The organism is Leucobacter sp. VD1 (genome assembly GCF_037150695.1).
GTDB lineage: Bacteria > Actinomycetota > Actinomycetes > Actinomycetales > Microbacteriaceae > Leucobacter.
In genome coordinates this window covers 396,524-409,767 of the sequence record NZ_JBBCPO010000003.1, presented here as the reverse complement: position 1 = coordinate 409,767, position 13,244 = coordinate 396,524, and the positions used below count along the sequence as shown (strand labels likewise).

General features: G+C 67.7%; 10 protein-coding genes and 1 tRNA gene. 1 reads left to right on the top strand and 10 read right to left on the bottom strand.

The window, feature by feature from the left end:
- Window positions 1-83 precede the first annotated feature (83 nt).
- The 3 genes from lysA to WFL22_RS10860 all read right to left on the bottom strand — a co-directional run bounded on the left by lysA (window position 84) and on the right by WFL22_RS10860 (window position 4,360).
- The gene (gene lysA, locus WFL22_RS10870) at window positions 84-1,532 is read right to left on the bottom strand and encodes a diaminopimelate decarboxylase (RefSeq protein ID WP_336992790.1); all 1,449 of its coding nucleotides are present in this window, start codon (window positions 1,530-1,532) and stop codon (window positions 84-86) included.
- A gap of 270 nt (window positions 1,533-1,802) precedes the next feature.
- Window positions 1,803-3,227: an APC family permease gene (locus WFL22_RS10865; protein WP_336992789.1), complete on the bottom strand. Its 1,425-nt coding sequence runs from the start codon at window positions 3,225-3,227 to the stop codon at window positions 1,803-1,805.
- 35 nt (window positions 3,228-3,262) lie between these two features.
- Window positions 3,263-4,360, bottom strand: a complete 1,098-nt coding sequence (locus tag WFL22_RS10860; RefSeq protein WP_336651873.1) for a Zn-dependent alcohol dehydrogenase — start codon at window positions 4,358-4,360, stop codon at window positions 3,263-3,265.
- Window positions 4,361-4,535: 175 nt separating this feature from the next.
- Here WFL22_RS10860 and WFL22_RS10855 point away from each other — a divergent pair, with 175 nt between their 5' ends.
- A complete protein-coding gene (locus WFL22_RS10855; RefSeq protein ID WP_336992787.1) occupies window positions 4,536-6,026 on the top strand; it encodes a PucR family transcriptional regulator in 1,491 nt (496 codons plus the stop codon).
- A gap of 89 nt (window positions 6,027-6,115) precedes the next feature.
- Here WFL22_RS10855 and WFL22_RS10850 read toward each other — a convergent pair whose 3' ends face one another.
- The 7 genes from WFL22_RS10850 to WFL22_RS10820 all read right to left on the bottom strand — a co-directional run bounded on the left by WFL22_RS10850 (window position 6,116) and on the right by WFL22_RS10820 (window position 12,957).
- A complete protein-coding gene (locus WFL22_RS10850) occupies window positions 6,116-6,883 on the bottom strand; it encodes a hypothetical protein (RefSeq protein ID WP_336992785.1) in 768 nt (255 codons plus the stop codon).
- Between the two features lie 18 nt (window positions 6,884-6,901).
- Window positions 6,902-8,572 (bottom strand): arginine--tRNA ligase, encoded by a 1,671-nt coding sequence (argS, locus tag WFL22_RS10845; RefSeq protein WP_336992784.1) that lies wholly within the window; start codon window positions 8,570-8,572, stop codon window positions 6,902-6,904.
- Between the two features lie 55 nt (window positions 8,573-8,627).
- Window positions 8,628-10,298 carry an amidohydrolase gene (locus WFL22_RS10840; RefSeq protein WP_336992783.1) on the bottom strand — a complete coding sequence of 557 codons (1,671 nt, stop codon included), beginning with the start codon at window positions 10,296-10,298 and terminating at the stop codon, window positions 8,628-8,630.
- The gene (locus tag WFL22_RS10835; protein ID WP_336651878.1) at window positions 10,295-11,551 is read right to left on the bottom strand and encodes a cation:proton antiporter domain-containing protein; all 1,257 of its coding nucleotides are present in this window, start codon (window positions 11,549-11,551) and stop codon (window positions 10,295-10,297) included. The genes WFL22_RS10840 and WFL22_RS10835 overlap by 4 nt, the downstream gene beginning before the upstream one ends.
- A gap of 76 nt (window positions 11,552-11,627) precedes the next feature.
- The gene (locus tag WFL22_RS10830) at window positions 11,628-12,407 is read right to left on the bottom strand and encodes a hypothetical protein (protein ID WP_336992782.1); all 780 of its coding nucleotides are present in this window, start codon (window positions 12,405-12,407) and stop codon (window positions 11,628-11,630) included.
- Between the two features lie 122 nt (window positions 12,408-12,529).
- A tRNA-Arg gene (locus tag WFL22_RS10825) sits at window positions 12,530-12,602 on the bottom strand.
- A gap of 58 nt (window positions 12,603-12,660) precedes the next feature.
- Window positions 12,661-12,957: a metal-sensitive transcriptional regulator gene (locus WFL22_RS10820; RefSeq protein WP_336651880.1), complete on the bottom strand. Its 297-nt coding sequence runs from the start codon at window positions 12,955-12,957 to the stop codon at window positions 12,661-12,663.
- Between the last annotated feature and the right edge of the window lie 287 nt (window positions 12,958-13,244).

The window sequence follows — 13,244 nt, the reverse complement described above, 5'->3', positions numbered from 1 at the left end:
TCCGTTTCATTGGGGAATCTGTTCAGCTGTCAACGTTGGCAGCCGGCTGACCGTGGGTTCAGTCTGCCTGCCACCACCGACACTTACGGGGCGGGTGCCGGGAACACGCTCTTGGCGAGCAGCTCGTCCTCGGTCTCGCCGCGCACGATGAGACGCGACGCGCCCTCCCGCACCGCCACCACGGGCGGCCTGGGGACGTAGTTGTAATTGCTCGCGAGCGACCAGCAGTAGGCCCCCGTCGCCGCCACAGCGAGGGTGTCGCCCGGGCGCACATCGCCAGGCAGCAGGTCGCGCGGCACGACGATGTCGCCCGACTCGCAGTGCTTGCCCACCACCCGCACGAGCGCAGGCTCTGCGTCGCTCTCGCGGTTCGCGATGCGCACCTGATAGTCGGCGCCGTAGAGCGCAGGACGGGCGTTGTCACTCATGCCCCCGTCGACGCTTACATAGAGCCTCGTCTCGCTGCCGAGATCGGCGGGGTCGGCCGCCACGTCAGACCCCGCGAGGGCCACCCGCTTCGTGGTGCCCACCGTGTACAGAGTCACACCGGCCTGGCCGATGATCGTACGCCCCGGCTCGAACGCGAGCTTGGGAAGCGCGACACCGAACTCCCGAGCACTCTCGGCCACGATGTCGGCGAGCTCGCGCGCGATATCAGCGATGGCCGGTGCCTCATCCGCCTGAGCGCTCGTGTAGGCGATGCCGAACCCGCCACCGAGATTCAGCTCGGGGATCGGCTCGCCCGCCAAACGCTCCAGCTCGGGGTACATGCCGAGCAGGCGACGAGCCGACTCGCGGAACCCGTCGGTCGCAAAAATCTGAGAGCCGATATGGCAGTGCAGGCCCACGAACTCGAGGCTGTCGTGGGCGAGAATCGCCGCCACCAGACGAGGAGCTTCCGAAAGCGGCTGGCCGAACTTCTGATCCTCGTGCGAGGTCGCCAGGAAGTCATGGGTCGAGGCGTGGACACCGCTGTTCACCCTGAGACGCACCCGCTGCCGACGCCCTGCGGCGCTCGCGGCGGCCGCGATCCGCTCAGTCTCGATCTCGCTGTCGATGATGATCGTGCCGACTCCGGCTTCAACCGCGCGCGCGATTTCGCGCTCCGATTTGTTGTTACCGTGGAAGCCGATGCGCGCCGGATCCACCCCCGCAGCAAGCGCGACCGCAAGCTCGCCCCCGCTTGCGACATCGATGGCGAGGCCTTCCTCCTCCATCCAACGCGCGACCTCGACACAGAGGAACGACTTTCCCGCGTAGTAGACGGTAGCTTCGGTGCCGATCCGCTCTGCCTCGCGCTGCAACGCCTCACGCACCTCGCGGGCACGCTCGCGAGCGGATTCCTCGTCGATCACGTACAGCGGAGAGCCGTGCTTCGCGGTGAGTTCCGCAGCGCGGATGCCGCCGAGCTTGAGCGCGCCGCAACGGCTGCCACGGCGGGCAGACGGCGGAAAGACGCGGGGATCGATGGCGTTCGCGTCGACGTGCGCCTCGACGGGGGCGGCGTCAGAGCGCGGCTGCGGCTCGGTCATCAGTGGTTTCCTCGGCGGTCAGATACGGTGTCGTGCGCACGCTCGCGAAGGCGTGCACCTCTGGCGAGCGGACCCGGATTGGCCCCTGAAGCCGTGCGAACGGAGGTCTCCCTCGGAACGGACCCCTCCAGCTTACCGTGCCGACATTCCCGGATCAGTTCGCGCAACACTCTGTGACGATGGAACACCGCAGAAATGCCGACGGGACGGCACCCGCGCGAAGCGGAAGCCGTCCCATCGGAGTATCCCATCGGACTCGGCGACAGACCCTTAGCCCACGCCCTCGAGCATTGCCGTGTGGGTGTTGCCCACATGCTTCAGCACCTCGGGTCGGTTCGCCTTGATCCACCAGAAGCGACTGAAGGCGAGCAGCATCGTGGCGGCGAAGATGTAGGGAATGACGTTCATGGGGAAGGCAGGCACCGGCCACACGTTCGCGAAGAAGACGTAGACCATGGCCACAACCGCGACCACCGCGCACAGCCACACCAAGCGGTTGGGGATACCGGCACGCTTCGTGTAGACGATACCCGCGATCGCCACCAGCGCGTAGGCCACCATGTAGCCGTAGGTGCCGTAAGTGTCGACCCACACGACGATATCCATTGGCTGCGTGCCTGCAAGCAGCAGGATCACGTCGAGCACGATAGCTGCGGGACCGGCGATGAGGAGCACCCGGTGCGGGGTGAGGTGGGTCTCGTGGGTGCGGCCGAAGCGCTCGGGCACCATGCCCTCCTTCCCCATCACGTAGACAATACGGCCGACCACATTGAGGGGCGCGACCACCACGGCGAAGAACGACGCAGCAACACCGAACACGAGCACCGGCGCGAACCAGGCGGGCATCCCGATGCGGTCGTTGATGGCCTGCAGCGGGCTCGCGACCTCGCCTAGTTCGTCGCCGAGAACGGCAATCTGCGTGTAGGCGGCGAAGACGTAAAGCACACCAACAACCACTGCGCTCCACATGATCGCACGAGGAATGGCCGTGTGCGGGTTGCGCGCCTCGCGGCCGAGAGCGTCGGCCGAGGAGAATCCCACGAAGCCCAGAATGCCGAGCACCATACCCGCGGCGACGCCCTGGAACGGCACCCCCTCGAACGAGAACTGTGCAGGATCCCACGCGTCAGGGCCGAGCCAGACGAGGGCCGCGACGAGCAGCACGAGAATGATGAAGACCGACACGAGCTCGAGCACGAGGGAGACGCGCGCCGAGATGCGGATGCCGCGGATCGTGAAGAACGTCGCAAGGCCGCCGATGATCACTGTCAGCACAACCAGCCAAACGGTGCCGCTGGCCGGCACGCCGAACAGCTGCAGCAGGTCGGAGGCGTACGACACCGCACCACCAAGCGATCCGGCCGCGATGCCCCACGAGCCGATGAGCAGGGCGACCCCAGCTGCAAAGGCGCCGCTCGGGCCGAGACCCTTGGACACGTAGGTGTACAGCGAGCCCGCGGAGGCGTGACGCCGCGCGAAGACGGTGACGATGTAGCCGACACACAGGATCACGATCGTGGCAAGCACGAACGCCATCATGGTGCCGTTGCCGGCGCCGAGGAAAATGGAAGCAGCGGTGAAGGCGATCACGGCGCTCGGCGCGATGCTGGCGATGGCCTGGGCCCCGAGTTCAGGGCCGGACATCACCCCTTCGCGCAGGCCGGCGTCGACCTTCCGTTCTGTGGTGTGGGTCATCATTCTCTCCTATGAGCTGATTAATGGTGGGGTGTCTACGGAATGAGCAGCGTGCGCAGCACGCCGCCGGCTTCGAGGTCATCGAGCGCCGCGGCGGCCTCGTCAAGAGGTCGTCGGCCTGAGATCAGCGGATCGAGCTTCAGCTGCCCATCCATGTACCTGTCGACGAGCGCGGGGATGTCGATGGAGGGGCGCACCGATCCGTAGTTGGATCCGAGGATTCGCTGGTCGGCCTCGGCGAGCACGAGGGGCTCGAACGAAGCCCGGGCACCCGTGGGCGGCAGGCCCACGATGACGGCGGCACCGCCCAGGCCGAGCATGCGAATGGACTGCTCGGTGGTGGAGGTGCGTCCAATCGCATCGAAGGCGTAGTCCACGCCGTCGGGCATGAGTTCGAACAGCTGCTCCACTGCGTCCCGCTCGGAGGCGTCGATGCGGTCGGTTGCCCCGAACTGCAGCGCCATGCGCGTCTTCTCGGGCACGATATCGATCGCGATGATGCGTTCGGCGCCGGCGAGCTTCGCACCCTGCACTACGTTGAGGCCCACGCCTCCGCAGCCGATGACGGCCACGGTCGCGCCGGGCTCGACGGCGGCGGTGTTGAGCACGGCACCCACGCCGGTGGCGACAGCGCAGCCGACTACGGCGATCACATCGAGCGGAGCGTCATCGCGCACCTTGATGGCACCCGAGGCGGGCACAATCGCCTCCTCGGCGAACGATGAGACGCCGAGGTAGTGGTGAATCGTCTCATCACCGAGGCTGAGCCGCGAAGTGCCGTCGAAGAGCACCCCCTGCGGTGCGACGACGGTGGCCACCTTCTGGCAGCGGGCCTCGTGCCCCTGCAAGCAGTACCGGCACTCGCCGCACGGCGGCACCCAGCTCAGCACGACGTGGTCGCCGACGGCGAGCGAGGTGACGCCCTCGCCGAGCTCCACGACGACGCCGGAGCCCTCGTGCCCCATGATCATGGGCGCTGGGGCATCCCACTCCCCTCGTTTGACGTGCAGGTCGGAGTGGCAGACACCTGCCGCGGCGATCTTCACGCGCACCTCTCCGGCCCGGGGAGCGGCGAGGGTGACATCCGCCACCTCGGCGCGGGTGGCAGGATCGCGGAACACGACAGCCTTCATGGTGAACTCCTTTGTCTCGATCAATTGCTTCGTGCGATGGGCACCCCGGGCCGTTGACCCGACGAGGCCGCGACTCGCAGCGACTGAAGCGATGCTACGGACCTGACGGGTACACTGTCACTGCACCAAGTGTCGAAACGCCTCGATTACCTTGTGCACTTGGTACACTGAGCCCGTGGCTTTGGACCTGCAAGCGATCTCGCGAGCGATCGCCGGAAGCTGTATTTCCCAGCGTCTGGGTGAGCGCACGCCCGTCGACGGCGTCTCCCCGATCGAGGCCTTCGTCGTCGTGGGCAACCCCGAATACGCCACCCTCGTCACCGGCGACGCCGAAGAACTCCTGCGTCGCCTCGCGGCGGCGCGCGCCACCGCATCGAACCCCGACGGCGGCGGCAACGCGGGCGACGACGGGAACCGTCGCGTTGAGGATCCGCTGCTCAGTGCCGTGTTCGTGACCGACAGCGATACCGCTGAACTGCGTGCCGCGCTCGAACGGTACGGCATGACCGCCATCCTCGGAGCGCGCCACGGAGGGTCCGCCCTCCACGCCACCCTCACCGCCCTCATCGCCGACGACCGAGCCGCCGCAGACAGGCTCGTGACCGCCGGCATCAACGTACTCACCCAGGTCGCCCGCCGCGGCGGCGTCACCGCCGTCATCGCCGAGCTCGCACACCGTCTCGACGGCTGGGCCGTGTTGCTCGATGCGCAGGGCCAACTCATTGGCAGCGCCGGAGCGGGGCGACTCCACGTCTCCGATGCGGTCGCCGTCGCTCTCGGCCGGCCGGTGCGCGTGCGGCACGTCGGATTGCAACTGCACCAGGTCGGTTCCGACAGCGATCTCGCCGGATACCTTGTCGTCGCGTCACGATCTCGATCCCGCACCCACTCCCGCGACCTCGCCGCACAATCGGCCGCCCTCCTCGACCTCCTGTTGCGCACCCATGACCCCTCGCTCACCGAGCATCTGGGCCGCGAGGCACTGATCGCAACGCTCGACGCCGGCGGCCCGCCGGCACGCGAACTGCTGCGCCGCTGGGAAGTGCACGAGCCCAGCCTCACCGCCTTCGCACTCGGCACGAAAACCCGCACCGTGGATCTCGAACGCCTGCTGCGCCGCTGGCTCGACGAACTCGGCGCGGAGCACATGTTCGCCTCTGGCACAGGGCCGGTGCGCGGCTTCGTGCGGAACGAACTCGCGGAGCAACTCGCGAAACTCGTCGAGGCACTGCGCCCGATGGGAGGCGCGCGAGTGCACCTCGGCCTCGGCGCTCCAGCTCCCGCGGAGGCCCTCGCGCAGAGCGCCGTACAGGCGAGGCAGGCCCTCGATACCGCGCTCGAAGACGGCGAGACCGTGCACAGATACACGCAGCTGCCGACCGTCGACCTCGTGCTCTCCTCACTCACCGGCACCCCGAGCGACGCCCTCACCAGCCTGCTCGACCCGCTGCGTGACGCATCAGGCGCGCACGGGGAACTCGCCCACACCCTCAGGGTGTTCCTCGCAGAGCACGGGGGCCACCGCGCCTCGGCCCGACGACTGGACATCCACCGTCAAACGCTCGCGGCTCGCATCCGTCGTGTCGAAGAGCTCACAGGCCTGTCGATGGATCGCGCCGACGACCGCACCGCCGCCTGGCTCGCCCTGCGAGCCGCGGGATTCTAACCGCGTGCAGCAATCCGAATCGAACACTTCGAGCGCACGAAGAGCCCCGTGCAGCAGCACGGCAGCACGATCTGGCGCCGCTAGGTCTGCTACCCCTCGCAGCTGCCGTTCTCGCGCTGCTGCGCATCTGAGACGATGCGTGGGTCCAAATCGGCGGTGATCGTCGCCGATCCGGTGCTCGACAGCGTGATGCCCGTGAGCGCGACACCGCGCGGCAGCTGCTCACGCACGCACAGCACCTGTGGTCGGAGCAGCGGATCGAGCAGCCCACCGGCGGCCTGCGTCAGCTGCTCGGCATTCAAGTCGAGCCCCGCCGCAGTTACGCCGCGCGGTTCGATCTCGATCTCACCGGCACCCGCGACAGCCACCCCCAGCTTCGCCGAGAGCGGGATCGACTGCCCGAAGAGGTCGATCGAGCGCCCCACCACGAGCGAGCCATCCTGCACCTCCCCCGTCTGAGCGACGCCCTGGGTGACGAGATTCACCACGGGACCGAGCTGCTCCCGATCCACCCGCAACGACACCGAGGCCCCGTGAATCTCACCCACCATCGGATTGAAGGGCACGAGCGCGGCGTGCACGGTCGCGTCGGCCTGCACTCCCTCGATGAGGGGCGCGTCAGGCACCGTCACCGTCACATCGCCCACGCCACCCCGGAGGGCGTAGAGCAGCGCGGATCCGCCGAGAGAAACCTCCACCGGGTGATCGGCTGAAAGACCGAGGCCCACACGGGCGGCGCTGCGGATCGTGTCGGGCACGATCAGGCGCAGCGCGACCTCAGCAGCGCCCGCGAGCAGCGCCACCGCGACGAGCACGCCCAGCAGCCTGATCCACCAGCGGGGTTTCCGCTCGCGCATAACGGTGTGCGCTCCGCGTCAGAGACGCTCGGGAGCCGAGACCCCGAGCAGGTCAAGGCCGTTGCGCAACACCTGACCCGCAGCGTCGTTCAGCCACAGGCGGGTGCGGTGCAGATCTTCGACGGGTTCTTCGCCCATCGGGATCACGCGGCAGTTGTCGTACCAGCGGTGGTAGGCCGCTGCGAGCTCTTCAAGGAAGCGGGCAATGCGGTGCGGCTCGCGCAGCTCGGCCGCGCCGGCGACGATACCGGGGTACTGCTGCAGCTTGCCGAGCAGATCTGCCTCGGTCGGGTGCGTGAGCAGCTCAGGAACGAAGGTGCTGCGGTCGACGCCGGCCGTCGCCGCGTTGCGGTCGACGGCGCAGGTGCGAGCGTGCGCGTACTGCACGTAGAACACCGGGTTGTCGTTGGTGCGGCTGCGAAGCTTTTCACCGTCGAGCGCCAGCGGCGAATCCGCGGGGTAGCGCGCCAACCAGTAGCGCAGCGCGTCGCTACCGAGCCACTCGAGCAGGTCGTCGAGCTCGATGATGTTGCCCGCGCGCTTCGACAGGCGCGCGCCGTTGAGGTTGACGAGCTGGCCAATCAGCACCGTGATGTCAGTCTCGATGTTGTCTCCGGCCGCGCCGGCGATCGCAGTGAGACGGCCGATGTAGCCGTGGTGGTCGGCGCCGAGCAGGTAGATCTTCTCGCCGAAGCCGCGGTCCATCTTCGACAGGTAATAGGCGGCGTCGGCAGCGAAGTAGGTGTAGTTTCCGTTGCCGCGGGTGAAGACGCGGTCTTTGTCGTCACCGAAGTCGGTGGTGCGCACCCAGACAGCGTCGTCTTCGTCGAACACATGGCCCTGCTCGCGCAGGCGATCGATCGCGGCCTCGATGGGGCTCTTGCCGCCGTCCTCTGCGGGGGCGTGCAAGGTGCGCTCCGAGAAGAACACGTCGAAGTGCACGTTGAAGCGCTCGAGGGAATCCTGAATCTCGGCGAGCTGCAGCTGGTAGGCGAGCTCCTGGGCCTGCTCGAGGGCGGCGGCGCGATCGCTTGCGGCGAGCTCTGCAAGGCCAGGAAGCTGCTCGCGCACGCGTGCGCCGAGCGACTGGATGTACTCGCCGGGGTAGGCGTCTTCCGGCGCATCTTCGCCGAGCGCCGCAGCGAGCACGGAGCGCCCGAACTTGTCCATCTGCGCGCCGGCATCGTTGATGTAGTACTCGCTCGTCACGGAGGCACCGGCTGCGCGCAGCACCCGAGCCGTCGAGTCGCCGAGCGCCGCCCAGCGGGTGTGGCCCATGTGCAGCGGCCCCGTGGGGTTCGCGCTCACGAACTCGAGGTTGATGTTCTGACCGGCCAGTGCGTCGCCGCGACCGTAGGCCTCGCCCTGCTCGACCACGCGGCGCGCGGTCTCGCCGGCGCTTGCAGCGTCGAGCGTGATGTTGATGAAGCCGGGGCCCGCGATTTCGGCCTTCGCGACGCCGTCGATTTCGGCGGTGCGCGCCGCGATCTCCTCGGCGAGTTCGCGCGGGTTCGTGCCGATCCGCTTCGCGAACTTCATGGCGGCATTCGAGGCCCAGTCGCCGTGGTCGCGGTTCTTGGGTCGCTCCACCTGCGTGTCCTGCTCGGTGACCTCGATATCGAGGCCGCGGGCGGCGACGATGTCGGTCAGGATGCGGGCGAGGGCGCTGGCGAGTTCTTGAGGCGTCACAAGTGTCCAGTCTACCCGTCGATCGGAGGCCACTTCTGCGCGGCCGAGTCGGTGTTCAGTCGCCGGAACGTGAGTAGACCCGCTGCCCCGCGATCCAGGTCTCGTCGACAACGGCCGTGTGCAGCTCGGCGGCATCGATGGCGAAGAGATTTCGATCGAGGATCGCGATGTCGGCGAACGCACCCGGCCTGAGTTGGCCTGTGACGGTGTCGAGGTGGTTCACGCGAGCCGAACCGGAGGTGTAGGCGTTCACGGCCTGGGTGACGGTGAGCGCTTGCGCCTCGCCCAGTGGCGGTGCCGCAGAAGCTGGCCGTCGACGGTTCACGGCGACGTGGATCGCCTGCACGGGGTCCGGCGACGACACCGGCCAGTCGCTGCCTGCGGCGAGCGCTGCTCCGGCTGACGCGAGTGCCGCGAAGGGGTACAGGGTCGCTTCGACGCCGGCGGGGAGGAAGGGGATGACGAGCTCATCGAGCTGCGCATCGTGCGCCGCCCACAGTGGCTGCAGATTCGCGGTCGCTCCCAGCTCGGCGAAGCGTGCAAGGTCTGCTGGGGCTACGGTTTCGAGGTGGGCGAGGTGGTGCCGCAGGTGTTGCTTGCCGTTCGTGCGCAGGGCGCGCTCCAGCGCGTCGAGCGCATCGGTGACCGCCCGGTCGCCGAGGGCGTGGAAGTGCAGTTGCATGCCGCTCGCATCGATCGCGGTGACGAACTCGGCGAGCTGCGCCGGCGGGAAGAACGCGAGACCGGTGCTGCCCGTCGATGCCCCGGCAGCGTCGCGGTAGTGGCCGTGCATGGCAGCGGTGCGGCTTTCCGCGACGCCGTCGACCATGATCTTCACGGTGCCGAGAGAGAAACGCTCCGGCGGGTGCAAGGCCGCCACCGCGTCACGGCGCTCGATCAGCCCCGCGAGCTGCGAGAGACCCGCAGTGCGATCCCACCACTGTGCGCCGCGCACGCGGGCGTGCAGAGTGCCCGCTGCGAGCGCCCGCAGATAGATGGGTAGGGTATCCGGGCGACCCATGAGGCTTCCGATTGCGGCGTCTTGCCAGGCCGTCACCCCGAGCGCGAGCATGCGTCGCTGCGCTTCGAGGAGGCCGGCGTAGGCGTCTTCGTCGCTCGGTGTTGCGCGCACCGCTTCGAAGAGGAACATCGCCCCGTCGTGCATTGTGCCTGCGGGGGTGCCGTCGGCTTCGCGTTCGAAGCGCCCGTCGGGCGGATCGGGGGTACCTGCGTCGATGCCGGCGGCGGCGAAGGCGCGCGTGTTGGCCCAGGCGCTGTGGTGGTCGCGGTTCTCGAGGAGCACCGGCCTATCAGGCACGATCGCGTCGAGCAGTCCGCGCGTGGGGGTGCCGCCGGGAAAGGCATCCATCGACCAGCCCGCTCCGATGATCCATTCCCGCTCGGGGTTGGCTTCGGCATAGGCCTTGATCGCGGCGAGCGCAGCTTCAGCGTCGGCGCAGCCCGAGAGATCACAGCCGAGCAGCTCGGTGCCGGCGATCACGGGGTGGGCGTGAGCATCCTGAAATCCGGGCAGCAGCAGCCGACCGTCGAGGTCGATGCGCTGGGCTGCCCGGGGAGCGAGCCGGGCAATCTCCTCGGGGTCGCAGCTGAGGATCCGCCCGCCCCCGATCGCGAGACCCGCCAACCGCGGCCCGTCTTCGAGTCCAGTGTAGATCCACCCGTTCTCAAAGACCGCGTCAACACCCGGCACCGCTGCGTGACTCATGCTTGCGTTGTTCCGGTCATTGCGGATCGTGCGCCAGGCAGACCGCCCCGCCAGCCGAGCGCCGAGACGAGCCGCGATCCGAGCACCCCGTGCAGCAGCACGCTGCCGAGCACCGTGACCACCGTGACGTACAGCACGGTGTTCGCGGGGTCGTCGTCAAGATCGTTGAAGGCAAGTAGCCCGAACATGATTGTTGAGGTGCCCCGCGGTCCCAGCACCCCGAGCGTTACGCGCTCTCGTAGCCCGGTGCGGCTTCCGAGCAGGGCGATGAGCGCCGGCACGCCCCGCAGCAGTGTGAGCGCGAGCAGGCCGTACAGCACCGCGGCCCAGTCGAGCGGAGCGAGGAACACCAGCGCTGCCGCCGCACCGAACACGAACCACATGACCAGTGAGGAGAGCACCCCGATCTCGTCGAGCAACGAAACCTCCTCGCGCATCACCTCGTCGCCCGAGGGCTCACGCCTGACACGAGTGCTCTTGTAGGCGATACCCGCGAGAAACGCCGCCAAGAAGCCGTTGCCGTGCAGCGCGATGGCCCCGCCGTAGACGATGAACGGCAGCAGCGCCGTTCCCAGCCTGATGCCGTGCGTCGACGTCCAGCCGCGCGCCATCGCCGCACGCGCGAGCAGGCCTGCGAGCAACCCGGTGCCGACACCCACGAGCACCGCGAAGCCGATCTCGGGGATCGCGTGCCCCACGACATCGAGCAGCGACTGCTCCTGCGAGGGTGCCGAGGCGGCGAGCAGCGCCACAGCGAACAGCGGCGAACGGATCGCATCGGCGTACCCGCTCTCGACGGTGAGGCTGTGACGCAGACGCTGCGGAATGCGGGAATCGCGCAGCAGCTCCCCCGCCGGTGCAAAGTCGACGGGCATCACCACGAGCGCGACGATCACCACCACCAGCAGCGGCGATCCGCCCAGAAGCGGGATCCCGCACAGCACCGCGAGCACCAGCGACAGCGGGAGCGCGATTCCCAGCAAACGGGCGACAATCCCCCGCTCCCCTGCGAGGAAGCCGCCCCGCACCTCGGTGGCATCGACGAACAGGATCACGGCGAGAATCAGCTCGACTGTGCGCTCAGCGAGATCCGTGTTGAGCCCGGCGATCAACTCGCCAGAAACCACGAACCCAGCGACGAGGCCGCACGCGACCATGGAAACAGGGCCGGAAATCTGCCAGCGCCGCAGCCGAGAGCTCAGCATCGACCAGATCAGGATCGCAAGCATTGCAGCGATGATGAGGCCGGTCATGAGCCAACTCTAGAGGATGCTGTGGGCCGCAACGGCGAACGATCCCGGGGCCGCACGGAGACGCGGAAATCGCGGATCACCGGCCGCGCTCCTCCAGATACTCGTCCACGTAGCGTCGCACCAGTGCGCGCAGCTCGGGATCGTCGAAGCGCGCAGTTGTGAGCCCCGACACAGGCGCCGCACGATCTGGAGTCGCCGCCTCGCGATCCCTCCACGCTTTCCGCTGCACCAGCGCCGCGATAATCACGATCGCGGCCGCGGTGAGCGCGAGAATCAGGATGCCGAGCTGCACAGGGCTGTCGAGCCAGCTCTGCGCAATCGCTTCGATCGCCCAACTGGACGCAGCTGCGAGGCCAGCGACGAATGTTGCGATGTAGATGAGTCGCAGCAGCCGCTCATGGTGAAGATAGCGGTATCCGAGCGAAAGGAAGCCGAGCACGACGAGCGCCACCAGCATGATGTACGCGGCGGTGTTCAGATCGTTGAGCAGGCCGGATGCTGTGCGCTGCGACTGCTCGGAGTCGAGGCCAGAGGAAATATCGCACTCGACGTAGTAGGCGTCGTCAGGCCAGAAAGTGACGAGTACACCCAGCAGGAATGTGACCGCAGTGCCGACCCATATGGCGCGCCTCAGCCACACGTGCTGCGCCGCCAGTGACGCGATGAGGAACACATCGGCGATGAACACCCGCCAAGTGAGCGAGAACGCCTGCGACTCCGCCAGGCCGAACAGCACGATGAACGCCATCGCTACTCCGGAGGCCGCGAGCACGCCGACGAGTACCCAGAATCCCAGCCTGCGGCGTGAGCCACGCGCAGCTGCGACTGCCGTAGTCGTATCGGTCACTTCGCTCATATCGCTTCGCCCTCCGCGACGCGCAGGCGGCGCCGTCTGCAGCGAGCCTATCCAGTGCCAGAACCACCTGTGGGGCGTTTGGGTGTTTCCACCCAAACGCCCCACATCATGGCTGCATATCGTGCCCCCGGAGGGATTCGAACCCCCGACCTACGGTACCGGAAACCGGCGCTCTATCCCCTGAGCTACGGAGGCGAGCACTGGCAGCCGCGACTAGCCTAGCGCACTTCGCAGGGTCGCCAGCGCCACGGCCTCAGGCGAGCGACAGGAAGAGCTTCTCGAGTTCGTCCGGCTGCGGCGAGCCATCGGCGTCGGGGTTCAGCAGGCACTCCTTGAGCGACGAGGAGATCACCAGGAACCCGGCACGGTCGAGGGCTTTCGACACCGCGGCCAGCTGCTGCACCACGTCTCGGCAGTGCGCGTCGCCCTCGACGGCGTCGATCACAGCGGCGAGCTGCCCCTGCGCACGCTTGAGCCTGTTCACAACCTTTCGCTTGGCCTCGGGGTCGTGACCGAATACAGCACCCGTATCACTGTCCGCATCGTTCATTTCGGAACCTCCTTCTGGGAATCGAACTCGACAACCATGATACCCCAGGGGGTATATTTACCGACACGGATACCACCGGGGATATGTTGCGAATCGAGAGTAACCCCATGTGCCGCCCCACCCAATGCCGCGTATGCACCAAACCAACTTGAGCCGACTGCGGCCAGCACGTCGCCGCAGTGAGGGCTTCGGTGCCCAGAAACGACTGATGCGGCGGCACGCACACCGCGGCCGAAACTACCGCCACCTCCTGCTGCTGAGCGGCTCGCGCGTCGAAGCCGAGATCA

Coding starts and splice junctions, on each gene's coding strand:
- WFL22_RS10830 (WP_336992782.1), bottom strand. CDS start 12,407: ATGAGCGAAGTGACCGATACGACTACGGCAGTCGCAGCTGCGCGTGGC.
- WFL22_RS10840 (WP_336992783.1), bottom strand. CDS start 10,298: ATGAGTCACGCAGCGGTGCCGGGTGTTGACGCGGTCTTTGAGAACGGG.
- WFL22_RS10820 (WP_336651880.1), bottom strand. CDS start 12,957: ATGAACGATGCGGACAGTGATACGGGTGCTGTATTCGGTCACGACCCC.
- WFL22_RS10860 (WP_336651873.1), bottom strand. CDS start 4,360: ATGAAGGCTGTCGTGTTCCGCGATCCTGCCACCCGCGCCGAGGTGGCG.
- WFL22_RS10835 (WP_336651878.1), bottom strand. CDS start 11,551: ATGACCGGCCTCATCATCGCTGCAATGCTTGCGATCCTGATCTGGTCG.
- lysA (WP_336992790.1), bottom strand. CDS start 1,532: ATGACCGAGCCGCAGCCGCGCTCTGACGCCGCCCCCGTCGAGGCGCAC.
- WFL22_RS10850 (WP_336992785.1), bottom strand. CDS start 6,883: ATGCGCGAGCGGAAACCCCGCTGGTGGATCAGGCTGCTGGGCGTGCTC.
- WFL22_RS10865 (WP_336992789.1), bottom strand. CDS start 3,227: ATGACCCACACCACAGAACGGAAGGTCGACGCCGGCCTGCGCGAAGGG.